The sequence below is a fragment of the Flavobacterium sp. Root186 genome, from assembly GCF_001428525.1.
GTDB lineage: Bacteria > Bacteroidota > Bacteroidia > Flavobacteriales > Flavobacteriaceae > Flavobacterium.
Genome location: NZ_LMHW01000015.1, coordinates 26,033 through 50,930 on the forward strand (window position 1 = coordinate 26,033; position 24,898 = coordinate 50,930).

The following is a 24,898-nucleotide window of genomic DNA, read 5'->3' on the forward strand; positions in this document are numbered from 1 at the left end:
TCTTAAAGTCATATAAAAAAGTAAAAGCCAGAAATAGAATTTTCTATTTCTGGCTTTTTATTTTAGACAAAGTCAAAACCTTTAAGACTTTCGACTTTTGACTTTAAGACTTACATATAGCTTAAAATTTCTTTTTTATAAGTATCGTATTCTCCCTGCATAATCAAACCATTGTCAAGAAGTTTTTTGTAATTCTGTAATTTATCAAAAAGTTCCTCTTTCGATAATTCGCTTAATTTACGATCGCCGGTTGAAGGCTGTACTGGCTGAATTGGTTCAAAAGTCTCAGTATATACTGGAGCTGCTGGTAAAATTTCAGCAAAATTTGTTACTTCTTCTGTTTCAACTTCTTCAACTTCTTCTGTTTCCTCTTCAAAAACAGGTTCAACAACTTCCTGAACAGGTGCTCCTGTTGAAACTGGATTTTTCAATAAATCCAATTGTTCTTTAGCGTAAGTGTAAATTTTTCTGGCCTGAATTTTCGGAATATAATCAATAGAAACAGCTAAATCTGTTTTTGTGCCAAATGAAAATTCAGAACCTAAGATATTTTCTTTTACAAAAGTACTCGCAATATCATCCCAGGTATAATCTGTAAAATCCATAGAAAGACCTAAATTTTTAGGTTTACAGATAATGATACGTTTGTTTGTTAATACAATACTATCAGGAAAAACAGTAATTGCAGGCTTTTTTTGCACTGCGATGTATCCAACTTCTTCACCTTTCATTAATAAATCGGTAAGTTTCGAAGTGATTTTTTCAATCGCTTTTGGATCTTGTTCTTCGTTTAGAAATTTTTTAAATTGTTCTTTCATGGTTGTATAAGTTGCTAAGTTATATAGTAACTAAGTTGCTAAGTTTTTTTTCTTACCGTGCAAATGTAATGCCTAATTTTCTAATTCGATAATTTCATTCTGAATTTTCTTTGTCAAACTTTTGAAAACCAATTCATACGAATGATCTATCAATTCTTTGACAAATTTATCCGGAAGATTTCCATTTAATGCAACCGTATTCCAATGCACTTTACTCATATGAAATCCCGGTTTTATCTCGTCATATTCGGCTCTGAGTTCCTGTGCGCGGTCTGGATCACATTTTAAATTGACCGAAGCCTCATTTTTTTCCCATTGAGATAAAGAGGATAATGCAAACATTTTGCCGCCAACTTTAAAAACTAAAGTATCTTCATCAAAAGGAAAATGTTCACTCACGCCTTTTTTTGAAAGACAATATTCGTAAAACGTATCTAAATTCATATCATTTATTATTTACCAATTTCACCTAAATGTGTGTATTTAAAGCCCTTTTCATATTTTAATCCGTAACCAAAAATTCGATCCATTGCCGAATGTGAAAATAAAATAATTCCGGCTAATTGAATGCTTTCAATACTTAAATAATATCCTAAAGCATAAATTAAAAGTGCAATTCCTTTATGGTGAAAGAGGTTATAGAGAAATGCGCCCATTTTATTTCCAAACACATAGCCAATCATAGCCAAATCCGGAGCCAATATTAAAACTAAAAACCACCACCAATCGTAATTTAAACGGTTGAAAAGAAATATTCCTAGAATAAATAAAGCCGTTTCTTCGAGTTTAATAATTGTGTTCATCATACTATTTTTTCCATCATTTTTTCTGGATGATTCAGTTTTGTAAATCCAAATTTCTCGTATAAAAAGTGAGCATCACTTGTCGCCAGTCTCCAAATTTTGACATCTTTAAGTTGAGGTTCATTCATCATCGTTTCAATTAAAATCGACGAATATCCTTTTCCGCGATGTTCTTCGGTTATAAAAACATCCATTAAATAAGCAAAAACAACATAATCGGTAATCACGCGCGCAAAGCCAATTTGTTTGTCATTTAAATAAATTCCAAAACAAATCGAAGCATCAATTGTGGTTTGTACTTCCTCAATAGTTCGTCCCGCTGCCCAATAAATGTCTTTTAAAAAGTTTTGTATAAACGGAACGTCAAGTTTGGTTTTATCTGTAGAAACGGTTATCATTTTAATTTTAGATTTTAGAGTTCAGATTTTTTTGCCACGAATTACACGAATTTTCACGAATTAATTTTTCACTTCAAGCATATAAAAATTAGTGTAAATTAGTGAAATTGGTGGCAAACTTTTAAATCTTATATAAAATAGGTTTTGATGGGCTTGCATCGTTTTCAAACGAAGCGATTTGCAGGTTTAGTATGTAATTTCCATCTTCAATTTCGTCTGGAACATAAATCATTTCGGTAATTGTCGCATTCAATCTTGCATCATTATTTAGATTATGCGTGTCTTTTACATTCCAAAACGCTTTATGAGCCAATAATTTTCCTTCGTCATGTTCTTTATCAACACTTGGTAAATCGATCAGTAAATGCTGAATTTCGCTTTCGCGGATGAAAATCGCAGCTTCTTCAGACAAATAAGGCGGATTTGTATTCGAATATTTCCTTGATTTTTTTTCCTTTTGATTTGGAAGCGTTCGAATGATAATTGCTTCCGATTTTGTCACACTGAGCGAAGTCGAAGTGCTCATTGCTTTTTGAACTTGATTTTTAGTTATCACAAAATCATCTCCAATTTTTTCAGGCTCAACCGTAATCAATTTAGCAAAAAAGAAAAACTGCTTAAGCGATTGATTAATGCTATAAAAATCATTTGTAATATGCCCTAAACACTCCGTATGTGTTCCATGCCCATGCGGATTGAAGAAGATATTATTAAAATTCGTAGATGATTTTCCTTCCGAAACTTTCCCAATCCAATCGCCAAAAACTACGGGTTCAATTACCGGTTTTTCAATGTACCAGGCAATAGGGTTTTCGTCTGTATTTGTTAATGGAATAGAGATATCAATAGGTTTTGATAAGTCGATTTCGAAGTTGTTGATTTTGGCTAACACAAGTTTAGGTTTTATGCCGCAAAGACGCTAAGTCACAAAGTTTGATTGATTTGCGCCTTTGTGCCTTCGTGGCTAATTTTAGTCTTCCAAATTTAGATAAAATAAATCTGAAGCAATTCCATCCGTTAAAAATTTTCCTTTTGGAGTTGGTTTTAGAATGTTATTTTCGATTGAAAGCAAATCGTCGTTTAAAAATTTCTGAGCTTGTTTTTTCAGATAATTTAAATATTCCAAACCAAATTCCTTTTCAATTCTTTCTAGAGAAACGCCCCAAATCGTTCGTAAACCCGTCATGATATATTCATTATAACGATCTGAAACGGTTAAAACTTCAGTTTCTATTGGAAGTTCATTGTTTTGAATTGCTTTTAAATACAATGAATTATTTGCAATATTCCAGCCTCTTTTTTCGCCGTCATAACTATGTGCAGAAGGCCCGATTCCGATATATTTTTTGCCTAGCCAATAAGCCGAATTGTTTTTGGAGAAATAATTCTCTTTCCCAAAATTGGATAACTCATAATGAATAAAACCATTTTTCTGAAGCGTTTCAACCAAAATCATAAAATGATTCGAAGTTGCTTCGTCTTGCGGTTCCGCAATTTTTCCGGTTTGAATTAATTTGCTTAAAGCTGTTTTTGGTTCAACCGTCAAAGCATAACTCGAAATATGCGGAATACCAAAACTCAAAGCTGTTTCGATATTTTGTTTCCACATTTCATCGCTCATTCCCGGAATCCCGTAAATCAAATCAAGCGAAATATTATCAAAATACTTTGTCGCTTCTTCTAAACATTTTTTGGCTTCCGCCGAATTATGAGCGCGGTTCATCAGCTGCAAATCTTCTTCATAAAAAGACTGAATTCCAATACTTAATCTATTTATAGGGCTTTTTGATAATTCCAGAATTCGCTCGGCAGACAAATCATCAGGATTTGCTTCGAGCGTAATTTCAGAATTTTCTGAAACGGTATAGTTTTTATAAACTTCTGAAATCAAAAAGTTTATTTCTTCATTGGTCAGTACTGACGGTGTTCCGCCTCCAAAATATATCGTTTCTACATTCTCATTTGTGAATTCATTTTTGCGCATGGCAATTTCTTTGGCTAAAGCCAAAACCATTTCGTCTTTCTTTTTCATCGAAGTCGAAAAATGAAAGTCGCAATAATGGCAAGCCTGCTTGCAGAATGGAATATGGATGTAGATGCCGCTCATTTTTAGTGTTCAGATTTTAGTATTTAGTGTTCAGTTTTTTAGTGTTCAGATTTTAGTATTTAGTGTTCAGTTTTTTAGTGATCAGCTTTTTTAGAGACTGACCACTAAAAAACTGACCACTGATTACTCTTTCCTGACTCCAAACTTCTCTGGGTTTAAAAGCATATAATTTAATAATTTACCTATTTCAATACTTTCGGATAAAAGCTCATTATAGGATTCGTTTGAGATATATTTACAGGCGAGGGCAAATTCCAGCCAAGTTTGTGTTTCAGAATTTTCACCATCAGAATCGGTTAATTTGCTATAAAAATGTTTCGGATAAATTCGTTTTCTGTAAGCTTCAGCAATCGTAACTGTAACACTTCTAGACGAACGTCTAATTTGATCGGTTAATGAATAAGTTTCCTCTTTTGGAAACTGTTTTGTAATATTAAATATCTTCATCGCTAAGGAAAAAGATTTTTTGTAAGCTAATAAATCTTGAAATCTCATTATGTTTTTTATCCAAAACGAAATTTTTGTAAGAAGATTACAAAAGTATTTTACTTAACAACTGATCACCGATCACTTCATATTAACTGATCACTAAAAATCTGACCACTGACCACTATTTGCGAATCTTGTCTTCATTTTGCTTCACAAAAGCATCCCAACCAGTATAACTTTTCCCTGCAACGATTTTCCCTGAATTAAAAAAATGACAAACTGCAGCGGCCAAACCATCGGTTGAGTCCAAATTTTTAGGTAATTCTTTTAAACCTAAAAGCTGTTGCAGCATTTTAGCAACCTGTTCTTTGCTGGCATTTCCATTACCGGTAATGGCCATTTTTATCTTTTTGGGTTCGTATTCCGTAATCGGAATATCTCTTGAAAGTCCTGCTGCCATTGCAACGCCTTGCGCGCGACCTAATTTTAACATCGACTGGACGTTTTTACCAAAGAAAGGTGCTTCGATCGCAATTTCATCTGGATGATGCGTTTCGATTAATTCGATGGTTCTTTCAAAAATGATTTTTAGTTTTTGGTAATGGTTGTCGTATTTGGATAATTGCAATTCGTTTAACTGCAAAAACTCCATTTTTTTGTTGATGACTTTTATCAATCCAAAACCCATAATTGTAGTTCCGGGGTCAATACCTAATATGATGCGTTCTTTTATCAAGTGTGTTTTTTAAATTCTAAAGGGAAATTGTTTTCAACTTCTTCTCTGGAAACATTAGTTTTAATTATTTCTTTTTTACTGTTTAGGACTGAATATTTACCATTCTTTAGTACATAAAATTCAGTTTCTTTCTTTTGAGGATCAAATTTACCTTTATGATTTACGATTGCATTATCATTGCTTCCAAAATCTTGAAATTCATCATAAATAACCGGAATTATTAGTTTTCCTTTTGTGTCAATCGCTCCGTATTTTCCATTCAAATCCTGAATATGATAGATTTTTTCAATTTTATTATTTATACGGCAATAATCAAATGAAAAGTCTTTTATCTTGTCGTAAATTTTCTTTCCATTTTCATCAAGTAAAACCAAATAGTTAGTGCGTTTTGCAACAAAAATTTCAGATTCATGATAAGATTCTTCTGGATGTTCTATTGTGTCATATTCAGGTTTAACTATTTCTTTTCCGAGTTCATCGATTATTCCATATTTATGGTTTTTAGAAACAATCGCAATTCTGTTTTTATTAAACGTTTCGCCAGTTTCATATTTGCCAAAAGGAATTATCTCTTTTAAATTTTTATCTAAATAAGCAATATGGTCATTTTTTCGAACTAAAATTAAGCCATTTTTCCAGAAAGTATCTTTAGAATTGAGATCTGTTGTGGCGATTTCATCATAAACAAAATCTGTTTTTTGTTTTCCGAAAGAATCAAAAAAAGCCCATTTTCCGTGTTTATTTAAAATCAGTAAACTATCAAGAATAGCATATTTTGCATTGTGATATGTTATTGGAATTATTTCTTTTCCTTTTTTATCAATAAAACCATAAAGTTTATTTTTCTTCACTTGAGCTAATCCGGTTTTACGAAAAAATGTTTCATTGTCATATTGAAACGGAATTACAAGCTTTCCTCTTCGATTAATAAAACCAAACTTGTTATTCTTTTTTGCGCAGGCCAATTCTTCAGAAAAAACAGTTAAGCCATCATAATCAAAAGGGACCAATATATTTTCACGAATATCAATATAACCGTATTTAGCTCCTTTTTGGGCATAAATCATTCCTTTTTCATCCATCGGATTTAGAAATTTATATTTTCCTAGCGGAATAAGAACGTTCCCTTTTTCATCATTAACCCCCCAAGAACCTTTGTCCATAATTCTAACATATAGTTTTGGGGTGCTTTTGTCAATTTTATTGCATGCCAATATTAGCAATAATGAAAAAAATAATATGATGCGTTTTTTTGTCATTTTTTTTGGGTTACACAAAGTCTCGCCAAATTATCACAGGGATTCATAAAGTTTTTATTATCTCTGTGTGTCTTTGTGATTTCTTTGTGAATCTTTGTGAAATAGCTTTTTAGCAATACTTTTGCTTACTTTTGCGGCATGATTTCAATTCCTCACAAAGCTAAGCAATTCCTTGTTCTTCTAGTCAAACTTTTGATTGTGGGAGGCGCATTTTATTTTATTTACGATCAGCTGGCCAATAACGACAAACTTGACTGGCAAAAATTCATTGTTTTGTTTAGAAAAAATCAATCCATTGCTGGCATTTCGTTTATCTTCCTTTTGAGTGTTTTGAATCGTTATTTTGAGATTTTAAAATGGCAGAATCTTGCCAAAGTAATTCACGAAATCTCAGGTTATGAAGCCACAAAACAGGTTTTAGCCGCATTAACTGCCGGAATTTTTACACCAAATGGAGTAGGAGAGTACGCCGGAAAAGCTTTGTATTACCCAAAATCGGAAGCCAAAAAAGTAGTTTTCCTGAACTTAATCTGCAACGGAATCCAAATGATTCTAACCGTTATTTTTGGGATATTTGGATTAATGTATTTCAATGCAAAATACAATGTTATTACCTCAAAAACCGTAGCCATTTTATTTGGAGGTTTTATTGTGATTTTGATTGTTTTATTTTCTCTGAAAAAAATCAAAATCAAAGGCTATTCCATTGAAAAACTCCTTCATAAAATCAATGAAATTCCGAAATCTGTTCATCAAAAAAACATTCTTTTAGGAGTTTTACGATATTTAGTTTTCTCGCATCAATATTATTTTTTGTTTTTAGGTTTTGATGTTGATTTGCCTTATTTAACTTTAATGGCGGCAGTTACATCTGTTTATTTTTTAGCTTCCTCACTGCCAACTTTTCAATTTTTGGATTTTGCGGTAAAAGGAAGTGTGGCCATTTATTTCTTCGGAATCCTGGGCGTAAACGAATGGATTGTAGTTTTTATCAGCACATTAATGTGGTTTCTAAATGTGGTTTTGCCAGTAGTTTTAGGAAGTTATTTTGTACTGAATTTTAAAACTAAAAGAGCAGAATGATTTTTGGTTTATTTGAAATATTAACCATTTATTTAATAAGCATCGGTTCGCTTATTCAGGGTTTTTTTAAAGTCAAAAACTATCAAAATAAAGGTTTAAGTCCAACGACAAGTTTTACAATTATAGTTCCGTTTCGAAATGAAAAAGAAAATCTGCCAAAACTTTTGGAAAGCTTTTCAAAACTAAATTATCCAATAAATTTATTCGAAGTGATTCTTGTTGATGATTCTTCAAATGAGAGATTTCAAGTTTCAGGTTTCAGGTTTCAACTTTCAGTAATTGACAACGTTCGGATATCAAATTCCCCAAAAAAAGATGCTATTACAACTGCAATGCAACAGGTAAAAACCAATTGGGTAATAACGACAGATGCCGATTGTATAGTTCCTGAAAACTGGCTTTTAAGTTTCGATAATTATATTCAGGAAAATAAAGTTTCGATGTTGGCTGGAGCCGTTTCTTATAAATGTGAGAATTCATTTTTGCATCATTTTCAGCAATTAGATTTAACAAGCCTGCAAGGTGCAACTATTGGAAGTTTTGGTTTAGGCAAAGGATTTATGTGCAACGGAGCAAATTTTGCTTACACAAAATCATTGTTTAAAAGCTTAAATGGTTTTGATGGAAATGATAAAATTGCCAGCGGGGATGATGTTTTTTTACTGCAAAAAGCCATTGAAAAATTCCCAAATGAAGTTCATTATTTAAAAGCAGAAGAAGCAATTGTAATTACAAAACCAACCGAAAATTGGAAATCTTTATTCTATCAAAGAGTTCGCTGGGCGGCAAAAACAAGTTCATACAAAAGTGCGTTTGGAAAGTTTTTAGGATTGATTGTTTTCTTTGGAAACTTGAGTTTTGTGATTGCGTTTTTCTTATTTCTTTTAAGAATCTGGTATTATCCGTTTTTTGTTTTATTTGTCTTTTTAAAGTTCACAATCGATTTTATTCTTATTTATAAAACCAATCAATTTTTGACCAAAACCAGAATTAAAAGTCTTTTGTTGAGTAGTTTATTATATCCTTTTTTCAGCTCAACAGTTGCCTTGTATAGCTTATTTGGTTCTTACGAATGGAAGGATCGACGCTTTGTAAAATAGTTTAAACCATATAAGTTATAAGAGATTCAAGTTAAAATCAAATCGGAAGTTTTTTTGCTTTGAATGAACTTACATCACTTATATGGTGAAAAAAGCTATTCTTTTGCTTTAATAATTACGGGCAGAATAAACTGTGTTTTTACCGGAAGACCGCGTTTTATAGCCGGATTTACCTTAGGAAAATCAACTAAACGCGCATGAAGAATACTATCAATCCTGATAGTGTCGTAAGCAACAGAATCTTTTTGAAATTCAGGTTCGAATTTCATCTTTGAGTTAGGAAAAACAGTCACTTTTACTTGTATAGTGTCAAGATCAGGATACAGAATAGATAAACTATCAACGTTTAGTTTTTCCTGAATAAGCTGTGACATCACATCAAAAAAACACTTTTGACGCTGCTTTTTATCATTGATTGTTTCGCACTCAGTAACTGTTGGATATTCATCAACTTCTTTCCAATTAATAGATTTTAATTCCTTTTGCAGTAATTCTTTTTCAGACGGAACCTTCTTCTCAAAATATTGACAAGAATTGAAAAATAGTAAAATAATAAAAAGAGAAAACTGCTTCAAGGCTTTGATGTTGAATTGGATAAATTAAACTGAAGTATAAAAATACAATTATTTTTTTTGAGAACCTTTGTATTCTAAATAATCTTCATACCTTTCTGAAAGCCATTGTTCTTTGTTTTGTCTTGCAACTTCCTTTTGATCAGGATATAATTTTGCAAGACGATCAGAAAAGGTTGCAATTTGAACCGTATAATTGTAAAACTGGGTTTTTGTTAAAAGAACATCCGGGTCATTTTTACGAGTAAAAAATTCAAAAAAAAGAGTGTCAAATTCTTTCATAGAAAAGTTTAAGATCTTCTTCTTGTTGCTTTTATAAATACTGTCTTGCAGTAATTGATCGTCGACGGAGAGTTTTTTAGTTTGCGCACATGCTGTATTGATCGAAAAAATCAATGACAAAAAAAGAATAAATTGCAAATAAGGGCGCATTTTTAATTTTTACAAAAGTTTGTAAGGGCAAAATTACAAAAATATATGGATTTAGTATTGTTTACATTAGGTTTTATATGCATGATTGTAGGTATTTTAGGCAGTTTTTTACCTGTTTTACCTGGACTTTCCAGTTGTTGGGTTGGCTTACTGCTGTTGCATCTAACAAAAGCAGTAGAAAATAATTACTGGCTTTTAGGAATTACACTTTTACTCACTATAATCATTACAGTTTTAGATTATGTAATTCCGGCAAAAGGCACCAAAAAGTTTGGCGGAAGTTCCTATGGAGTTTGGGGTACAAACATTGGATTAATAGTTGGAATTCTGGCTCCAATACCCTTTGGAGTCATAATTGGGCCATTTATTGGAGCATTAGCCGGCGAGTTAATATACGATTCAAAAAATCATAAACGTGCATTTAAAGCCGCAACAGGTTCTCTTCTTGGTTTTCTCGCTTCGAGTTTTATTAACTTCTTATTCTGCATCATATATTTCGGAATTTTTCTACACACAACATGGGAATATCGAAACATATTGTTTTAATTATGTAACAAATAGTTAGCCTTTTTCTTATTTTTTATTTTTTTTAAGAAAAATTTTAAATTTTTTAAGAAAATATTTCAATTTGCTTTGATAACTAAAGGGTTATATTTACTGGTATTCAGCGTTTTTTCTGTTAAAGTCCTAACAATCTAACGTGTAAATTCTTCACTTATTTTTTGGATATGTTAAAATATTTTATATTTTTATCCTGATAAACGATAAAAAGCCCCACTTTATCGATTATTTTGAATGAGTATAAATTATTATCTAATAAGTTATGAGTATGACCCCAAACCTACAAATTGAGCTTAGACGTTTTATTTCTTCTAACGTTGTTTCAAAACTAAACAAATTTTATTTTGAAAATGATGCACTCCTGATAAAGGGAATTGATGTTTCAATCGGTACAGTTTTAATGGGTCTCTATAATAAGGCTGAGGAATCAGGATTTTATAAAGAAATTATTTCACTAATTGAAGATAATTCCGGGTTTTATCAGGAAGTCGATTTTACTTCAGGCAGAATTTTATCAGTCGACGACTGTTATCGTTTAGAAGGAAATACACTGCTAAAAGAAATCTTCAACAATAAAAAAGGCAGAATTTCTGAAATGATTTCAAACGAAGTGGGAATAAAAAGCGAAACTGCCCGCGAAATACTTAACTTCTCTGCACTACTTGTAGTCTCTTATCTTAAAAATAATATCCAATTACTTGACAGTTTAAAATTACTGTTAGAAGAACAAAAAAGAGACATCTTAAACAGCATTCAGCCAGGAATCAAAATCATCTTAGGATTTTCATGTTACGAATCTGTTGAAGAGAAAAATCAAAATATCGGAAGATCAATCTTTACACTTTTCGGACATAACTTTTTCAGTTTCTGAATAAAAAAAATCCCATTTTACAAAGTAAAACAGGATTCAAATGTATTTGATGTTTAATTTGAAAGTTTAGTCTTTACGAATTTTTCAAATTAATAACTTCTTGATCTGTCAAAAAGCGCCAGTTTCCTCTAGGAAGATTCTTCTTAGTTAAGCCAGCAAAAGCAACGCGGTCGATACGTAAAACATCATAATTAAAGTGTTCGAAAATAGCACGAACCACTTTTACATTAGATGATTTTAGTTTAAGGCCAACTTCACTTTTCGCTTCTTTTTCAATATAGCTAACTTCTTCAACAAACACACGGTGTCCGTCAAGAACCAAGCCTTTGCTGATTTTTTCTAAATCCTCAAATTTCAAATTTTTATCTAAAGAAACCTGATAAATTTTAGACGATTTCTGATTCGGTAAAGTAAACTTACGAATCATGTCGGTATCGTTAGTAAACAATAACAATCCAGTAGTATTTTTGTCCATTCTTCCCACTGCAGCAATTTTTGCATTGGTAGAACCACGTACTAGTTCCAGAACGTTACGATATTCCTGCCCTTCGTCAAGCGCAGTTGTAAAGTTTTTGGGTTTGTTTAGTAAAATATATTCTTTCTTTTCAGGAGTTAAAACTACACCATCAAAGTTTACAACATCATTCAATTTAACTAAATAACCCATTTCAGTAACCGGAACACCATTTACTTTCACGTTTCCAGACTGAATATATATATCGGCATCACGACGAGAACAAACCCCAGAATTTGAGATATATTTATTCAAACGAATTTCGTCAGAAGCCTTTTGTCTCTTCGCCGGCTGATTTTGTTTTCTAATTTTTTCAGCTGCTGCTTCCTGAGCCGCTTTAACCTCAGGTTTCACTTTTTTAGGCCCTTGCGCACGCTTAGCCATAGGAGGTTTTGGCTTGCTTGAGTTTGATCTTGAGCTATTTGGTCTCGATCCGCCTCTTTTATTATTGCCTTCCTTATTGTTCATAAATTCTGTAATTTGTGCAAAGATAGTTTTTTCCTGCTAATAAATCTTAAGTTCAATGTTCTTAGATTGATAGCTTTCAATTTTAAGGTGATTTGAAGCATCACAATAGGCTTTTTTTAAACATGGTTTCCCGCTTTCCGTTCCAATCTTTTATTTTTTAAAGGAAAAAATAAAAGGATTTCCACTTCAATCGGGGCTAAAATTCAAACAATAGGCTTCTTTTAAACATTTAGTTATTACACAAAGCTTCTCAAAGTCAATCACAGAGTTTCACAAAGAGAAAATTCACATAAATAAAATAACCAGCGAAAACCCGGTCAACCCTTAAAATCAGCGGGCCAATCTAAAACGTAGAAATCAATTGACGTCCGTGCCACAAAACACTAGGATTAATCAAAACGATGCAGAAAACTCCAGAAACAATGAGAAATTTTAATACATTATGAAGTAATAAAAATTGCCCTTTAGAATTGGATCTCCATAAATAAAGCAGGAAAAAAAGCAAAACTAGAAAACATACATAAAAGTAAATATCCATATAACCAACATCGTAAATATTTACCAAAATATAGACGGGAATTATCGTTAAAAATGTCAAAACCGTAATAATTTGCTTTGAAACCCTTTCGTTATACGTAATCGGAATGGTGTGATAATCGTTGGCTAAATCACCTTTCAGGTTCTCTAAATCCTTTATCATTTCCCGAATCAAAAGCAATAAAAACAAAAACATGGCGTGTGCCGAAATTACCGCAAAGTGGCTTCTGTGATTTTCAATTTCTTCAAAAGAAATCGAATTGTAGAAATATAATAAAATCGCAAAAAACGGAATTACAGCCATAAATGCTGCTGTTAAATTACCGACAATTGGATATTTCTTTATTTTATGAGAGTAAAACCAAATCAGAAAAATATAAGCAGAAAAGAATAAAAAAGCGCGCCAGGAAACAATCGACGCCATTAAAACTGCAAGGAAATTCAAACTGAAATAAACCGTCAGTTTAGTTTTTTGACTCACCAATCGATCCAGCATTGATTTGTTTGGACGATTAATTAAATCTTTCTGACTGTCGTAAAAATTATTAATAATATAACCCGAAGCAATCGTAACTGCCGAAGCAAAGACGATCAGAAATAAATAAAAATCGAGCAATATATCCAACGCTCTTTTTTCTGGAGCCAAAATAAAAATTGCCGATAAATATTGAGCTAAAACAATAATAGGAATGTTGTAACCGCGTACTACAGAAAACAAACTAACAATTTTCATTACTAAAAGTTTGTGCTGTCTGCTTAACATAAATTATTATGGTGTTGGATTAGATTAAGGGAAGTTAAAGGATATTTTTGAAACCTGAAATTTAGAGTTTGTTTTTTAACAATTCTTTAGAGCCAAAACCTAATTTTCGAATGCAGGCCAAAGCTTCTTTTTGTGTCATATTAATTTCTTTAATGTCTTTCTTTTCTACAAAACAAACAGAACCACTCCACGGATTTGGTGCATCCGGAATAAAAACGGTAAAGTTGTTTTCATTTATTTGTTCTATCAAAAAGGCAAATTGCCAGCCGGCATCTGTAGGAACTAAAATGACTTTTAAATCCTGTTTCGATTCAAGCCCCATAATATTTTCATTCATGTTTTTCATAAATGAATATCCGGGAACAAAACTTAAAATTCCATTTTCTAATTTATGAATCAGTTTTTTTGCACCGGCAGTTCTGGCCAATAAACCTGCTGTAAAACAAATAAGAATTAAGATTATGGTTCCAACAAGTTCCTGAATTGCAATTCCTAAAACGTGTACTCTCGGCAGGAAATTTACAAGGGGAAGCGTGATTTTTTGAATTATGCCGTATCCTTTTTCAAGAATAATAAGCAGTACAACCAAAGGCGCTAAAAACAGAATTCCTCCTAAAAAAGTTGCTTTGATTATTTTTAAAATGCTTTTCATAATAAATAACTTTTTAGGATGAAAACTTATGAAAATATGCTCAAATAACTTCGGCTTTTAAGAGTTAAAACTGGTAAACAACTTCTAACTTATAGTCTTTTAAAGAAGCTTTTGCACGTTCCAGATCTTCAGTGAAGCCAAGAATATAACCGCCTCCGCCAGAACCGCAAAGTTTTAAGTAATAATCGTTTGTGTCAATTCCATTTTGCCAGATTCCGTGAAATTGTTCAGGAATCATTGGTTTGAAATTGTTTAAAACAACTTTTGAAAGCTTTTTAGTGTTGCTAAACAAAGACTTCATGTCGCCATGCAAAAAGTTTTCTACGCAGGCGTCAGTATATTTTACGAATTGATTTTTAAGCATAGTACGGAAACCTTTATCTTTTAGGTTTTCCATAAAAATATTAACCATTGGAGCCGTTTCACCAACAATTCCAGAGTCTAATAAAAATACAGCCCCTTTTCCGTCAAAACTTTGAGTTGGAATTCCGGTTGCTTCAATGTTATCTTTAGAATTAATTAAAATCGGGATACTCAAATAGCTGTTTAACGGATCTAAACCAGAACTTTTTCCGTGGAAAAAACTCTCCATTTGAGAAAATATATTTTTTAACTGTAATAGTTTTTCGCGTGTTAAATTCTCTAAAACCGTGATTTTGTTTGTGGCATATTTATCGTAAATCGCCGCTACAAGTGCACCACTGCTTCCAACGCCATATCCCTGTGGAATACTAGAATCAAAATACATTCCGGTTTCTACATCATTTTTAAGAGCTGCTAAATCGAAAGTAACCAATTCCGGTTGTTGGGTCTGTAAAACTTCAAGATAAGCTGCAAAACTTTGTAAACTTTTATTTGATGCAATTGCTTCTGCTGAAGGTTCTTCAGATTTCTTCAACGCACCATTGTAAAAATTATAAGGAATAGAAAGTCCTTTAGAGTCGCGGATGATACCGTATTCTCCAAAGAGTAATATTTTTGAGTAAAATAAAGGTCCTTTCATGATTTATTTTATGTCTTTTTTTATTTTATTTGGGTCTTGTCTGGTGTCGAAAAATGTAATTATTTCAACTCTTTTTGTATTGAATTTATAATAGATCGTTGTTTGTTTTGATAAGATACATTTACGATATTTGTTATTTAATTCCGATTTAGGAAAAATCTCAGGTTCTATTTGTATTAGATAAATTACCTTGTCCAGATTTGATATAAATTTATCTTTTACTTTTTTTGACCATTTAATTTCTAGGTATTCAAATAATTCAAATAAACTTTTTTCAGCATTTTTTGAAAAGATTATCGTTCTTTTCATTAACGAAATTTTTTCATCATTTCATCATATTCAACAAATTCACCACGTTCAATCTGTCTTTCTCCTTCTTTAATTTCTTCTTTTTGTTCATCAGTTAAATCATCCCACCAATCTTTTTTCTTTTGGGTTAACATTTTTTTGACCGCCAAAATGATTGAAAGGTCATTTGTACCTTTCAGAATATCCATCACTTCACGTTTTTCTAATTGAATGCCCATAACCTAAAATTTAACTAAAGATACGGAAAATTATAATGCAATTGATCCGTCTCCAATTTTGTCGCAAATATACTGACGATTCTGACAAAACACAACTAATTTGTCCTGAATAAATTGTAATACTTTTTCGCTAACGTTTTCGGGATAAAGAACATGCACATTTGCACCGGCATCAAGCGTAAAACAAACCGGAATCTGGGTTTCTTGTCTAAATTTCCAGATTGCATTTATGATTTCCAATGTGTTTGGTTTCATCAAAATAAAATACGGCATTGATGTCATCATCATGGCATGTAAAGTCAATGCTTCACTTTCGACAACTTTAATAAATTCGTCTAAATTTCCGTTTTCAAAAATGGCAATTAATTTATCCAGATTTTCGTGTGCCTGAGCAAAACGTCTTTCGGCATAAGGATGATTGTGCATTAAATCATGTCCAACAGTGCTTGAAACTTGTTTTTCGCCTTTATCAACCAATAAAATAGTATCCTGATAATTCTTGAAATTCTCATGAATTGTGTACGGAAATTCAACTCCAAATAAATCATTGCTTCCTTCAATATTTCCCTGATTTCCCCAAACAACAACATTCCCTTTCACACTTCGGCAGGCACTTCCTGAACCTAAACGAGCTAAAAACGAAGCTTTTTGGTAAAAGTATTCATCGCTCATTTCAGGATTTAACAATTTCTCCAAACTCATAAAATTTATTGCCAAAGCCGCCATTCCCGATGCCGAAGATGCAATTCCGGAACTATGAGGAAATGTATTCTGCGTATCAATCGTAAAATGATAGTCTTTTAAAAATGGAAGATAAATTTCAACTCGCTCTAAAAACTTTTGAATTTTTGGTTTGAAATCTTCTTTCGGTTTTCCTTCAAAAAGCAAATCAAAAGAAAATCCATCTGTCACGCTGAGCGAAGTCGAAGCGCTTTTCTTCGAAAACCCTAATTTCGTAATCGTTTTACAATTGTTAAGCGTAAAACTAACCGAAGGATTTGCTGGAATCTGATTGTCTTTTTTCCCCCAATATTTAACTAATGCAATATTGCTGGGAGCGCTCCACTCAAAGTTTCCGTTTTCGATTGTTGAAGTATATGGATTTGGAATAAAATCAGCAGCTGTAAACATGAAATATAAATTTTGGCAAAGATAGTTTTTTCACCATAATAGATAATTTTTTCACCATATAAGTTATATAAGTTCATTTTAGTAAAGCCCGCTTATAATATCTTACATAACTTATATGGTGAAAAAATTATCTATTATGGTTTAAATTTTCTTTTGACTATTTTTGGATACAAAATTTGATAAAATGAACAAGATCGTCAAAATCGCAATAGCTTTAATTATTTGTTTAGCAGTGGGATATTCTGCAAGTGTGGTAACAAGACCGAGTGTAGAAAGCTGGTATCCAACAATTGTTAAACCTGTTTTTAATCCGCCGAATTGGATTTTTATGCCGGTTTGGACTATACTTTATATTTTTATGGCAATTGCAGCAGCACTTGTTTGGGATAAAATAAAAGAACAAACCGAAAAGGTAAAAACGGCACTTCTTTTCTTTTTAATTCAATTAACGCTCAATGCGATTTGGTCATATCTCTTTTTCGGATTAAAAAATCCGCTTTTGGCATTAATTGAGATTTTTATTTTATGGCTGATGATTTACGAAACGTATTTAAAATTTATCAGAATCAATAAAATTTCGGGTTACTTATTAGTTCCGTATTTAGTGTGGGTTGGATTTGCAACGATTTTGAATGCTAGTATTTGGTGGTTGAATAAGTAAAATCAAGGTTTCAATTTCTTAAATTCTTCATTTTTGGAATACAAAAAATCCATTGTAGCCAAAACATTAGGATGTTCTAAAAGGGTTTTAGATCTTGGATCGGCATCGCAAAATTCAAGAAAAAGTTCTTTTTGTTCCGGATTTAGTTTTAAATCTTTGCTGAAAAAATCAGGAGTACAATATGCACTGGCATGTTTTTTAAAACGATCGTCAATTTCATATTTTTCTTTTGGATGTGATTTTCCTAAAGGTATATTGATGTTTGCAGCATATCTTATTCTGCCATCATTTACGCCGGTGTAACGAGTAAGATCGTTGGCAGTTTTACGATTGTATTTCATTTACCGCTTCGGCATCAAACTTGACTTTTTCAAATTTTATTGATGTAATTACAACTTCATTAAGCTCTTCGGCTTTAATAACCATATTAACCACAAGATTATTATTCTTTAAATTTTCGGATGTAAGTTTCAACCGTGTAAAGAAATAATCTTTAGAGAAGAAAAGTAAACTATCTCGTTCTTTTACCAGAATTGAGAACTCTCCCAGTTCATTTGTTCTTGTACTGGTTTTAGCTGTTTTGTTTATAACTTCAACTTTATTAAGAGGAGCTTTGTTGGAGAGAACTTTTCCGTGAAGTAATTTTTCTGTTTGAGAAATAGAAAGCTGGTAAGTGAAAAAAGAAATCGTGGTAAGTAATTTTACTTTCATTTAATGGTATTTAGTTGAAAGTAAAATTATTAGAATTGTCTTAATGAAAACTTGTGAAATCTGTAAATTCTTGTTAATTATATTTTTTAGGATTTTATATTTTATACGATCTCAATTAATTCTAAGGGGCTGTTGATTACCAATTTTGCACCGCTTGTTTTCAATTCTTTCTCTGTTCTATAACCCCAGGTAACGCCAACGGGAAACATATTAGCATTTATTGCCGTTTGCATGTCGATATCTGAATCGCCTACGAAAAGAATTTCTTCTGGTTTTAAATTCCACTTTTTGCTGATTTCTATTGCTTCAAACGGATTTGGTTTTTTAAGTGCTTCCGTGCTCAAACCAACTGCTTTATCAAAGTTATTTGGAAATATTTCAGAGGCAATTTTTTTCGTCAATTCATCAGCTTTGTTGGAGAAAACTGCCATTTTGATGTTTTGCGAAGTCAGGTTTTCTAATAACTCTACAATTCCGTCATAAGGTTTTGTTTTCAAGGTACACATTTCACGATATTCGTTAATCATGCATTCAAAACAAATTTCGATTTGTTGGTCTGAATTATTCGATGCGGGAAGCGCTTTGCTTACCAAATTTCGAAGTCCGCTACCTATAAAATATTGATAAGTTTCGTAAGTATGAGTTGGGAAATTTAGACCTGTAAGTACGGCATTCATCGCATCTGAAATATCGTGCAGTGAATCAACCAGTGTTCCATCTAAATCAAAAATAATTCCTTTAAATTTCATTCTATTAAATATTATTAGCTAAAACAAACCCGCTGGTCCAGGCATTTTGGAAATTAAAACCTCCGGTAATCGCATCGATATTTACAATTTCACCTGCAAAATAAAGGTTTTCGTGAATTTTGCTTTCCATGGTTTTGAAATTGATTTCTTTTAAATCAATTCCGCCTGCGGTTACAAATTCTTCTTTGAAAGTGCTTTTACCGTTCACCTGAAATTTGGCTTTTGTAAGCTGTTCAGCTAAATTTTGTAATTGAATTTTAGATAAATCTGCCCATTTCGTTTCAACTTCAATTCCCGAAGCCAAAACCAAATTTTCCCATAAACGATTCGGAAAGTCAAAAGGAGATTTTTTAGAAACGGCTTTTTTAGCGTGTTCCTGTTTTAAGTCTTTTAGGATTTTTTCTGCATCTTCAAAATCAACGTCATTTAACCAATTCACAAAAATGGTAAACTGATAATTTTTGTCATGCAAAATGCGCGCTCCCCAAGCCGAAAGTTTCAAAATCGCTGGACCGCTCATTCCCCAATGCGTAATTAACAAAGGACCTGTTGATTCTAGTTTGGTATCTTTTACGTTTACGGTAACTTGTGCCGCTACACCGGGTAATTCTTTAATTCTGGAATCTTTGATATTGAAGGTAAATAGGGAAGGAACGGGGCTTACAACCGCATGTCCATGTTCTTGAAGCATTTCCCATATTTTTGGATTACTTCCTGTTGCCATTACTAATTTTTCGGCAGCATAATTGTCGCTTTGTGTATCAATTTTCCAGTGATTTTCTTTTTTGAAAATAGATTGTACGCTTTGACCTGTAAGCACTTTTATGCCTAATTTTTCGGTTGCTTTTAAGAAACAATCAATAATGGTTTGCGATGAATTAGAAACGGGAAACATTCTTCCGTCTTCTTCAATTTTTAATTCTACGCCGTGTTTTTCAAACCATTCAATTGTATCTCCGGAACAAAATTGATGAAAAGGACCACGAAGTTCTTTTTCGCCTCGCGGATAAAATTTAACCAATTCGTTTGGTTCAAAACAAGCGTGTGTTACGTTGCATCTTCCGCCGCCGGAAACACGTACTTTAGAAAGAACTTCTTTTCCTCTTTCTAAAATGGCAATTTTAAGTTTCGGATTTTTCTCGGCAATATTAATTGCGGAAAAAAAACCGGCTGCGCCTCCGCCAACAATGATTATGTCGAAATTTTTGATCATATTTTTTTGGTAGCCCCGAATTCACGAATTTTATTCTCAAAGATTATCAAAAAAATAATTCGTGAATTCGTAGCTATTTTACTTTTATATTTTGTCTGGATTATCAGAGATAATTCCGTTTACTTTATAATTTTTTATTTTTAGAATGTCTTCTTCGGAGTTTACTGTCCAGGGTAAAACAAGAAATCCTTTATCTTGTATTTGTTTTACGTTTTCAGCATCCAATAACTGATAATCGGGATGAATGGCTTCTGCTTTTACAACTTCGGCGAAAGCTAAAGCTGTATCGAGATTTTCTTCTGTTAAAACACCAATTGGAATATTCGGATTTAGGTTTGATGTTTCCTGCAGCATATTCCAATCGAAACTTGAAATGATAAAATGATTGTAATTCCAGTTTTTTTCTGAAATATATTGCTCAATTAACTGAACAACTTTACCAGGAGCTCCTAAACCTTTTAATTCAATATTGATCAGACATTTTTTGTCAACCAGATCGAAAACCTCATTTAAAGTTGGGATTTGGTATTTCCCTTCAATCAAAAATGATTTTAACTCAGTTAAAGAAAAAGTATTTACTAAACCTTTTCCGTTAGTAGTTCTGTCGATGGTTTCGTCATGAATTACTATAATATGTTCGTCAGCGCTCAGATGAACGTCGAGTTCAATTCCGTCTGAATTTAAGTCTAAGGCTTTTTGGAAAGCTTGTAAAGTATTTTCAGGTTCGTAGGCTTTGGCGCCTCGATGTGCAATTTTGAGCATTTTGCAGTGTTTTTTTCTAACCGCAAAGGTCGCAAAGTTTTACGCAAAGTACGCTAAGGATTTATTAAAAAAGTTTGCCACAGAAAACAATAATAATCCAGATTTGTTTGCCACGAATTTCACAAATCTCCACGAATTATTTATCATATTTAAATTTGTGAAAATTTGTGAAATTCGTGGCGAAAGAAAAAACTTTGCGCTCCTTGCCGTTAAGTACGTTCCAGTAAAACAATATCAAATTCACTGTCAACAATTACTTTACCGTCAATTACTTCAACATTTTGATTAGAGTAAGTATCTTTTAATTTCGTTCCGTTTGGGAAAACATCACCAACAGGAAGTTCTTTTGTTCCTTTTGGCAAATCTACTCCCATAATTACTTTATCTGTAAAAACACCTTTTATAAAAGTTCTGGAGAAAGTATAAGGCCACGGATTAATGAGTTTGTGAACGCCCGCTCCAACTGCAGGATGATTTTTTCTAAACTGACCTAACTTCTGCCAATGCAAAAGTGTTTTCTGAATTTCAGGATTATTCTGAATATCGTCCCAATTCATATTAGAACGTAGCGTTGCATCGCCCTGAGTTCCTTCAACAACTAAAGATCGTGCTGATTCATCTCCGTAATAAACCTGAGACATTCCTGGAGAAAGCAATAACTTCGTTCCGGCTTCAATCGTTTTGGTTCTGTTGGCATCAAAAGGCTGTCCGTCGTCATGCGATGACATATAATTAAGTACAGAATATCCTTTTAAGTCATTTTGTAAAGCATTTGAATATTTCGAAAATAAACCTTCGTAATCGTTTTGGGCAGCATTCCATTTAAATTCAAAATTGATCATGCTGTTAAAGCCATTTTGAAAATAATTTACTTTTCGATCTCCAAAATCATAATCTTGTCCACCGCTTATTCCGTAACCGTAAACTTCTGCAATCGTATAGAATGGGTTTTGATCTAAAACCTGCAGAGGATGATGTTTTTTCCAGGTTTCAAAAGCGTAGTCACATTCTTTTTTAAAATCGGCCCAAACACCTTCTTCGGTATGTTTTACCGTATCGGCACGATAACCGTCAATTCCAAATTCTGTGATATAATCAGTAAGCCATTTTATGATGTAATATTTCGGACTTCTTGGATACCCTGTTCTTTTGAAAAATTCATCAAGTGAAGCGATTTCTTTTTCATAACGGCCTTCTTTTTTCCATTTTTCGATTAAAAAGGGAGGTAATTCTACATTTTGAGTACTTTCAGTTTTTACGTCTGGAAGATTTTCCACCAGCGTACACATCGTTGTATTTTCGAATGATTTGTAATCGCAGACCACACCGGTTCTTACCCAGTCTGAAGGCCAAACGGGATCTTCTGGAGTCACTGGCCCTGTATGATTGATAACGCCATCGAGAACTATTCTAATGCCTTTTTCGTGTGCTTTTTTGACCAGTTTTGCTAAATCTTCTTTGGTGCCGAAATTTGGATCGAGAGCCGTCCAGTCTTTTGCCCAATAGCCGTGAAATCCGTAACTAAGACCTGTTCCTTCGTCAACGCCGTCGTGAATTTGTTCCACAATCGGCGTAAGCCAAATAGCATTTATTCCTAATTTTTCAAAATAGCCTGATTCGATTTTTTTGGTAATTCCGATGATGTCACCGCCTTCAAATCCACGTAATTTTCCAGACGTTTTGGTTCGGTTAAAATTAACGTCGTTCGAAGTATCTCCATTGTAAAAACGATCGGTAAGTAAAAAATAAACATTTGCCCCTTCCCAAATGAAAGGTGTTTTCGAAGTATTTTCGTTATTCATTGTAACTGATTTTGAGCCAGAACAACTCATTGTTAAGTATACTAAAGATAAAAAAAGGAAAGAGTATTTTTTCATTTATTTCAAATTTAACGAACATTTATAATAAAAGGTTCCGCCACGAATTCACGAATTATTTTTGACAATCTTTGAGAATAAAAATTCGTGAATTCGTGGCGGAAAACTTTGCGTAGACGCACTGCTGTGCGTCTCTACGTTTATGCTGTGTGTTTAAAATTATTCCAATTCTAAAACCAAAGCTGATTTTGGTTCCAATGTAATTTCAGTAGCTAAATCAAATGTTTTTCCAGTTAAAACATCTTTTCCTAATTTAAAGTTTTTGATGTTTTCTTTGAAACGGTTTGTTTTTACAACCTGCTCTTTTGCATTATTATTGAAAATGACCATAACCGTCTTAGAATCTGTATATCTAAAATAGACATACGTGTTATTCTCCGGAATATAATGCGTCATTTTTCCGAAGTGAACTGCTTCATTCGTTCTTCTCCAGTTGAATAATTTTGAAGTAAAATCGAAATATTTTGTCTGTTCAGCTGTTCTTCCTTCTTTTGTAAAAGCATTGTTTTTGTCGCCAGCCCATCCGCCAGGGAAATCCTGACGAATGTCTGCATCACCTTTACTTTTGTCTCCGCCCATTCCAATTTCTGAGCCGTAATAAACTTGCGGAATTCCACGAATGGTAGCCAATAAAGTCATCGCCAGTTTGTATTTTGGAAAATCGTTTTTAAACTTTTCATTCATACGATCTGTGTCATGATTTTCGGCAAAAACCAAAATATTATTGGTATTTGGATACAAATAATCCATTGCAAAATTGTTGTAGAATTTAATCAAACCATTATCCCAGCTTGGTTCGTCTTCGTTGAAAGCCGAAGTAACCTGACTTTGAAGTGTAAAATCCATTACACTTGGTAAATTCGAATTGTAGTTTTCTATAGCGCCAATTTTACTGTCTTTTTGCCAATAAGCCAAATTCGCCTGATTGTGCATCCAGATTTCTCCAACAATATTAAAATTAGGATATTCATTAGTAATTGCTTTTGCCCAATTGGCCATTCCCGTTTTGTCAGAGTAATTATAAGTATCCACTCTAAAACCGTCAAGATTAGCATATTCAATCCACCAGATGGCATTTTGAGTTAAGTATTTTGCAACAAGAGGATTTCTCAAATTCAAATCTGGCATCGAAGGCACAAACCATCCATCAACACAAACCTCCTGATCTATTTTTGAAGCGTGAATATCTGTAATTACCTCACGTCTGTGGTGCGTTTGAGTGAAGTTTTCGAATTGATTGAACCAGGTTTTAGTTGGCATGTCTTTCATCATCCAGTGGGTAATTCCCCAGTGATTCGTAACATAATCCATAACCAGTTTCATGTTCTTTTTGTGCATTTCTGATGATAAACGAACATAATCTTCATTCGTTCCATAACGCGGATCTATTTTATAAACGTCAGATTGTGCATATCCGTGATACGAATGCTGTTTGTCATTGTCTTCGCATAAAGGTGTGTTCCAGATTGTAGTCGCGCCTAAAGACGAAATGTAATCTAAGTTTTTGATGATTCCTTCAATATCTCCACCGTGACGCCCACCTGGTTCCTGACGATTTCCTTTTTCGGTTAAAGAAGCATTGGTGTCATTTTTCGGATTTCCGTTAGCAAAACGATCTGGCATGATTAGGTAAATCAGGTCTGAAGAATCGTAGCTTTTTCGGTCAGCCGAATTGGCTCTTCTTTCTTTAAGAGTATATTTTTGAGTAAAAGCAACTTTATTATTGGCTTTAAAAGAGAAAACCAATTCAGAAGCTTTGATGTTTTGTGTGTCAATTGTAACAAAAAGATAGTTTGGATTTTCTGTTTTTTCGACGTTTTTAATCGCCACATTATTAGAAACCGAAGCTTCATATTGTGCAATGTTTTTTCCGTAGAACATAATCTGCAACTCCGGATTTTTCATTCCTGCATACCAAAATGGCGGTTCTACTTTTTGGATTTGCGCTTTCGCGGAAGCAGAAAACAACAAAACAAAAAGAAGTATTTTATAGAATGTGTGGTTGGTTTGGATTCTCATAATTTAACGTTTTTAGTTTTCCTGCAAGGTTTTCCAAAACCTTGTAGGTATGTTTGAGAAAGACTTAAACCTGCAAGGTTTCCAAAACCTTGCAGGAAGTTAGAATTTAAACTATAAAAGAAAATGTAAGAACATTTAAGAT

At 32.9% G+C, this 24,898-nt stretch carries 30 protein-coding genes; 5 read left to right on the forward strand and 25 right to left on the reverse strand.

Features of this window, described 5'->3' with window-relative positions; genetic code table 11:
* Window positions 1-110: 110 nt before the first annotated feature.
* The 9 genes from ASD98_RS19215 to ASD98_RS19255 all read right to left on the reverse strand — a co-directional run bounded on the left by ASD98_RS19215 (window position 111) and on the right by ASD98_RS19255 (window position 6,550).
* A complete protein-coding gene (locus ASD98_RS19215; RefSeq protein ID WP_056207501.1) occupies window positions 111-818 on the reverse strand; it encodes a PH domain-containing protein in 708 nt (235 codons plus the stop codon).
* A gap of 72 nt (window positions 819-890) precedes the next feature.
* Entirely contained in the window at window positions 891-1,262 is a 372-nt protein-coding gene (locus ASD98_RS19220; protein ID WP_056207503.1) for an MmcQ/YjbR family DNA-binding protein, read from the reverse strand.
* Between the two features lie 8 nt (window positions 1,263-1,270).
* Entirely contained in the window at window positions 1,271-1,621 is a 351-nt protein-coding gene (locus ASD98_RS19225; protein ID WP_056207505.1) for a DUF4260 domain-containing protein, read from the reverse strand.
* Entirely contained in the window at window positions 1,621-2,019 is a 399-nt protein-coding gene (locus ASD98_RS19230; RefSeq protein WP_053469965.1) for a GNAT family N-acetyltransferase, read from the reverse strand. Before ASD98_RS19230 ends, ASD98_RS19225 begins: the two co-directional genes overlap by 1 nt.
* Window positions 2,020-2,140: 121 nt before the next feature.
* The gene (locus ASD98_RS19235) at window positions 2,141-2,911 is read right to left on the reverse strand and encodes a cyclase family protein (protein WP_056207507.1); all 771 of its coding nucleotides are present in this window, start codon (window positions 2,909-2,911) and stop codon (window positions 2,141-2,143) included.
* A 78-nt stretch (window positions 2,912-2,989) separates the two neighbouring features.
* Window positions 2,990-4,126, reverse strand: a complete 1,137-nt coding sequence (hemW, locus tag ASD98_RS19240) for a radical SAM family heme chaperone HemW (protein WP_056207509.1) — start codon at window positions 4,124-4,126, stop codon at window positions 2,990-2,992.
* Between the two features lie 123 nt (window positions 4,127-4,249).
* Window positions 4,250-4,621, reverse strand: coding sequence for a four helix bundle protein (locus tag ASD98_RS19245; RefSeq protein WP_056207511.1), 372 nt, complete (start codon window positions 4,619-4,621; stop codon window positions 4,250-4,252).
* A gap of 115 nt (window positions 4,622-4,736) precedes the next feature.
* Entirely contained in the window at window positions 4,737-5,291 is a 555-nt protein-coding gene (gene ruvC / locus ASD98_RS19250) for a crossover junction endodeoxyribonuclease RuvC (protein WP_082577899.1), read from the reverse strand.
* Window positions 5,288-6,550: a WG repeat-containing protein gene (locus tag ASD98_RS19255; protein WP_056207513.1), complete on the reverse strand. Its 1,263-nt coding sequence runs from the start codon at window positions 6,548-6,550 to the stop codon at window positions 5,288-5,290. The genes ruvC and ASD98_RS19255 overlap by 4 nt, the downstream gene beginning before the upstream one ends.
* A gap of 138 nt (window positions 6,551-6,688) precedes the next feature.
* On the opposite strand from ASD98_RS19255, the gene ASD98_RS19260 reads away from it, so the two are divergent.
* Together ASD98_RS19260 and ASD98_RS19265 are read left to right on the forward strand one after the other, a co-directional pair.
* The gene (locus ASD98_RS19260; protein ID WP_056207515.1) at window positions 6,689-7,633 is read left to right on the forward strand and encodes a lysylphosphatidylglycerol synthase domain-containing protein; all 945 of its coding nucleotides are present in this window, start codon (window positions 6,689-6,691) and stop codon (window positions 7,631-7,633) included.
* Window positions 7,630-8,733 (forward strand): glycosyltransferase, encoded by a 1,104-nt coding sequence (locus ASD98_RS19265; RefSeq protein WP_056207519.1) that lies wholly within the window; start codon window positions 7,630-7,632, stop codon window positions 8,731-8,733. The genes ASD98_RS19260 and ASD98_RS19265 overlap by 4 nt, the downstream gene beginning before the upstream one ends.
* Before the next feature lie 95 nt (window positions 8,734-8,828).
* On the opposite strand, the gene ASD98_RS19270 is transcribed toward ASD98_RS19265, so the two are convergent.
* Window positions 8,829-9,308, reverse strand: a complete 480-nt coding sequence (locus tag ASD98_RS19270; protein ID WP_056207521.1) for a hypothetical protein — start codon at window positions 9,306-9,308, stop codon at window positions 8,829-8,831.
* 48 nt (window positions 9,309-9,356) lie between these two features.
* A complete protein-coding gene (locus ASD98_RS23870) occupies window positions 9,357-9,587 on the reverse strand; it encodes a hypothetical protein (RefSeq protein WP_128414863.1) in 231 nt (76 codons plus the stop codon).
* A 195-nt stretch (window positions 9,588-9,782) separates the two neighbouring features.
* On the opposite strand from ASD98_RS23870, the gene ASD98_RS19280 reads away from it, so the two are divergent.
* Together ASD98_RS19280 and ASD98_RS19285 are read left to right on the forward strand one after the other, a co-directional pair.
* Window positions 9,783-10,283 carry a DUF456 domain-containing protein gene (locus tag ASD98_RS19280; RefSeq protein WP_056207525.1) on the forward strand — a complete coding sequence of 167 codons (501 nt, stop codon included), beginning with the start codon at window positions 9,783-9,785 and terminating at the stop codon, window positions 10,281-10,283.
* 283 nt (window positions 10,284-10,566) lie between these two features.
* Window positions 10,567-11,169 (forward strand): DUF937 domain-containing protein, encoded by a 603-nt coding sequence (locus tag ASD98_RS19285; RefSeq protein ID WP_056207527.1) that lies wholly within the window; start codon window positions 10,567-10,569, stop codon window positions 11,167-11,169.
* Window positions 11,170-11,242: 73 nt separating this feature from the next.
* Here the strand turns inward: ASD98_RS19285 and ASD98_RS19290 are convergent, their stop codons facing one another.
* From ASD98_RS19290 to ASD98_RS19320, 7 genes are all read right to left on the reverse strand, one after another.
* Entirely contained in the window at window positions 11,243-12,151 is a 909-nt protein-coding gene (locus ASD98_RS19290) for a pseudouridine synthase (RefSeq protein ID WP_056207529.1), read from the reverse strand.
* A 343-nt stretch (window positions 12,152-12,494) separates the two neighbouring features.
* Window positions 12,495-13,451 (reverse strand): geranylgeranylglycerol-phosphate geranylgeranyltransferase, encoded by a 957-nt coding sequence (locus ASD98_RS19295; protein ID WP_056207531.1) that lies wholly within the window; start codon window positions 13,449-13,451, stop codon window positions 12,495-12,497.
* Between the two features lie 61 nt (window positions 13,452-13,512).
* Window positions 13,513-14,103, reverse strand: coding sequence for a DUF502 domain-containing protein (locus tag ASD98_RS19300; protein ID WP_056207533.1), 591 nt, complete (start codon window positions 14,101-14,103; stop codon window positions 13,513-13,515).
* A gap of 64 nt (window positions 14,104-14,167) precedes the next feature.
* Window positions 14,168-15,106, reverse strand: a complete 939-nt coding sequence (locus tag ASD98_RS19305; RefSeq protein ID WP_056207536.1) for a mevalonate kinase — start codon at window positions 15,104-15,106, stop codon at window positions 14,168-14,170.
* Window positions 15,107-15,109: 3 nt separating this feature from the next.
* Window positions 15,110-15,415 (reverse strand): type II toxin-antitoxin system RelE/ParE family toxin, encoded by a 306-nt coding sequence (locus ASD98_RS19310; RefSeq protein ID WP_056207538.1) that lies wholly within the window; start codon window positions 15,413-15,415, stop codon window positions 15,110-15,112.
* Window positions 15,415-15,633: a hypothetical protein gene (locus tag ASD98_RS19315; protein WP_056207541.1), complete on the reverse strand. Its 219-nt coding sequence runs from the start codon at window positions 15,631-15,633 to the stop codon at window positions 15,415-15,417. Before ASD98_RS19315 ends, ASD98_RS19310 begins: the two co-directional genes overlap by 1 nt.
* Before the next feature lie 30 nt (window positions 15,634-15,663).
* A complete protein-coding gene (locus ASD98_RS19320; protein ID WP_056207543.1) occupies window positions 15,664-16,764 on the reverse strand; it encodes a diphosphomevalonate/mevalonate 3,5-bisphosphate decarboxylase family protein in 1,101 nt (366 codons plus the stop codon).
* 184 nt (window positions 16,765-16,948) lie between these two features.
* On the opposite strand from ASD98_RS19320, the gene ASD98_RS19325 reads away from it, so the two are divergent.
* Window positions 16,949-17,425: a TspO/MBR family protein gene (locus ASD98_RS19325; protein WP_056208219.1), complete on the forward strand. Its 477-nt coding sequence runs from the start codon at window positions 16,949-16,951 to the stop codon at window positions 17,423-17,425.
* 2 nt (window positions 17,426-17,427) lie between these two features.
* Here ASD98_RS19325 and ASD98_RS24450 read toward each other — a convergent pair whose 3' ends face one another.
* The 7 genes from ASD98_RS24450 to ASD98_RS19360 all read right to left on the reverse strand — a co-directional run bounded on the left by ASD98_RS24450 (window position 17,428) and on the right by ASD98_RS19360 (window position 24,756).
* The gene (locus ASD98_RS24450; protein WP_056207544.1) at window positions 17,428-17,766 is read right to left on the reverse strand and encodes a hypothetical protein; all 339 of its coding nucleotides are present in this window, start codon (window positions 17,764-17,766) and stop codon (window positions 17,428-17,430) included.
* Window positions 17,750-18,136 carry a hypothetical protein gene (locus ASD98_RS24455; RefSeq protein WP_056207546.1) on the reverse strand — a complete coding sequence of 129 codons (387 nt, stop codon included), beginning with the start codon at window positions 18,134-18,136 and terminating at the stop codon, window positions 17,750-17,752. The genes ASD98_RS24450 and ASD98_RS24455 overlap by 17 nt, the downstream gene beginning before the upstream one ends.
* Before the next feature lie 101 nt (window positions 18,137-18,237).
* Window positions 18,238-18,885: an HAD family hydrolase gene (locus ASD98_RS19340; RefSeq protein WP_056207548.1), complete on the reverse strand. Its 648-nt coding sequence runs from the start codon at window positions 18,883-18,885 to the stop codon at window positions 18,238-18,240.
* 4 nt (window positions 18,886-18,889) lie between these two features.
* On the reverse strand, window positions 18,890-20,098 hold the full coding sequence (locus ASD98_RS19345; protein ID WP_056207550.1) for an NAD(P)/FAD-dependent oxidoreductase: 1,209 nt from the start codon (window positions 20,096-20,098) through the stop codon (window positions 18,890-18,892).
* Between the two features lie 84 nt (window positions 20,099-20,182).
* On the reverse strand, window positions 20,183-20,860 hold the full coding sequence (locus ASD98_RS19350; RefSeq protein WP_056207552.1) for a glycerophosphodiester phosphodiesterase family protein: 678 nt from the start codon (window positions 20,858-20,860) through the stop codon (window positions 20,183-20,185).
* A 209-nt stretch (window positions 20,861-21,069) separates the two neighbouring features.
* On the reverse strand, window positions 21,070-22,737 hold the full coding sequence (locus tag ASD98_RS19355; RefSeq protein ID WP_056207553.1) for an alpha-amylase family glycosyl hydrolase: 1,668 nt from the start codon (window positions 22,735-22,737) through the stop codon (window positions 21,070-21,072).
* Between the two features lie 159 nt (window positions 22,738-22,896).
* Window positions 22,897-24,756 (reverse strand): glycoside hydrolase family 13 protein, encoded by a 1,860-nt coding sequence (locus tag ASD98_RS19360; protein WP_056207555.1) that lies wholly within the window; start codon window positions 24,754-24,756, stop codon window positions 22,897-22,899.
* Window positions 24,757-24,898 lie beyond the last annotated feature (142 nt).

Excerpts from the sequence above, each read along its gene's own strand:
- ASD98_RS19215 (WP_056207501.1), bottom strand. The coding sequence starts at position 818 with ATGAAAGAACAATTTAAAAAATTTCTAAACGAAGAACAAGATCCAAAA.
- ASD98_RS19220 (WP_056207503.1), bottom strand. The coding sequence starts at position 1,262 with ATGAATTTAGATACGTTTTACGAATATTGTCTTTCAAAAAAAGGCGTG.
- ASD98_RS19225 (WP_056207505.1), bottom strand. The coding sequence starts at position 1,621 with ATGAACACAATTATTAAACTCGAAGAAACGGCTTTATTTATTCTAGGA.
- ASD98_RS19230 (WP_053469965.1), bottom strand. The coding sequence starts at position 2,019 with ATGATAACCGTTTCTACAGATAAAACCAAACTTGACGTTCCGTTTATA.
- hemW (WP_056207509.1), bottom strand. The coding sequence starts at position 4,126 with ATGAGCGGCATCTACATCCATATTCCATTCTGCAAGCAGGCTTGCCAT.
- ASD98_RS19245 (WP_056207511.1), bottom strand. The coding sequence starts at position 4,621 with ATGAGATTTCAAGATTTATTAGCTTACAAAAAATCTTTTTCCTTAGCG.
- ASD98_RS19255 (WP_056207513.1), bottom strand. The coding sequence starts at position 6,550 with ATGACAAAAAAACGCATCATATTATTTTTTTCATTATTGCTAATATTG.
- ASD98_RS19260 (WP_056207515.1), top strand. The coding sequence starts at position 6,689 with ATGATTTCAATTCCTCACAAAGCTAAGCAATTCCTTGTTCTTCTAGTC.
- ASD98_RS19265 (WP_056207519.1), top strand. The coding sequence starts at position 7,630 with ATGATTTTTGGTTTATTTGAAATATTAACCATTTATTTAATAAGCATC.
- ASD98_RS23870 (WP_128414863.1), bottom strand. The coding sequence starts at position 9,587 with ATGAAAGAATTTGACACTCTTTTTTTTGAATTTTTTACTCGTAAAAAT.
- ASD98_RS19280 (WP_056207525.1), top strand. The coding sequence starts at position 9,783 with ATGGATTTAGTATTGTTTACATTAGGTTTTATATGCATGATTGTAGGT.
- ASD98_RS19285 (WP_056207527.1), top strand. The coding sequence starts at position 10,567 with ATGACCCCAAACCTACAAATTGAGCTTAGACGTTTTATTTCTTCTAAC.
- ASD98_RS19290 (WP_056207529.1), bottom strand. The coding sequence starts at position 12,151 with ATGAACAATAAGGAAGGCAATAATAAAAGAGGCGGATCGAGACCAAAT.
- ASD98_RS19295 (WP_056207531.1), bottom strand. The coding sequence starts at position 13,451 with ATGTTAAGCAGACAGCACAAACTTTTAGTAATGAAAATTGTTAGTTTG.
- ASD98_RS19300 (WP_056207533.1), bottom strand. The coding sequence starts at position 14,103 with ATGAAAAGCATTTTAAAAATAATCAAAGCAACTTTTTTAGGAGGAATT.
- ASD98_RS19305 (WP_056207536.1), bottom strand. The coding sequence starts at position 15,106 with ATGAAAGGACCTTTATTTTACTCAAAAATATTACTCTTTGGAGAATAC.
- ASD98_RS19310 (WP_056207538.1), bottom strand. The coding sequence starts at position 15,415 with ATGAAAAGAACGATAATCTTTTCAAAAAATGCTGAAAAAAGTTTATTT.
- ASD98_RS19315 (WP_056207541.1), bottom strand. The coding sequence starts at position 15,633 with ATGGGCATTCAATTAGAAAAACGTGAAGTGATGGATATTCTGAAAGGT.
- ASD98_RS19320 (WP_056207543.1), bottom strand. The coding sequence starts at position 16,764 with ATGTTTACAGCTGCTGATTTTATTCCAAATCCATATACTTCAACAATC.
- ASD98_RS19325 (WP_056208219.1), top strand. The coding sequence starts at position 16,949 with ATGAACAAGATCGTCAAAATCGCAATAGCTTTAATTATTTGTTTAGCA.
- ASD98_RS24450 (WP_056207544.1), bottom strand. The coding sequence starts at position 17,766 with ATGAAATACAATCGTAAAACTGCCAACGATCTTACTCGTTACACCGGC.
- ASD98_RS24455 (WP_056207546.1), bottom strand. The coding sequence starts at position 18,136 with ATGAAAGTAAAATTACTTACCACGATTTCTTTTTTCACTTACCAGCTT.
- ASD98_RS19340 (WP_056207548.1), bottom strand. The coding sequence starts at position 18,885 with ATGAAATTTAAAGGAATTATTTTTGATTTAGATGGAACACTGGTTGAT.
- ASD98_RS19345 (WP_056207550.1), bottom strand. The coding sequence starts at position 20,098 with ATGATCAAAAATTTCGACATAATCATTGTTGGCGGAGGCGCAGCCGGT.
- ASD98_RS19350 (WP_056207552.1), bottom strand. The coding sequence starts at position 20,860 with ATGCTCAAAATTGCACATCGAGGCGCCAAAGCCTACGAACCTGAAAAT.
- ASD98_RS19355 (WP_056207553.1), bottom strand. The coding sequence starts at position 22,737 with ATGAAAAAATACTCTTTCCTTTTTTTATCTTTAGTATACTTAACAATG.
- ASD98_RS19360 (WP_056207555.1), bottom strand. The coding sequence starts at position 24,756 with ATGAGAATCCAAACCAACCACACATTCTATAAAATACTTCTTTTTGTT.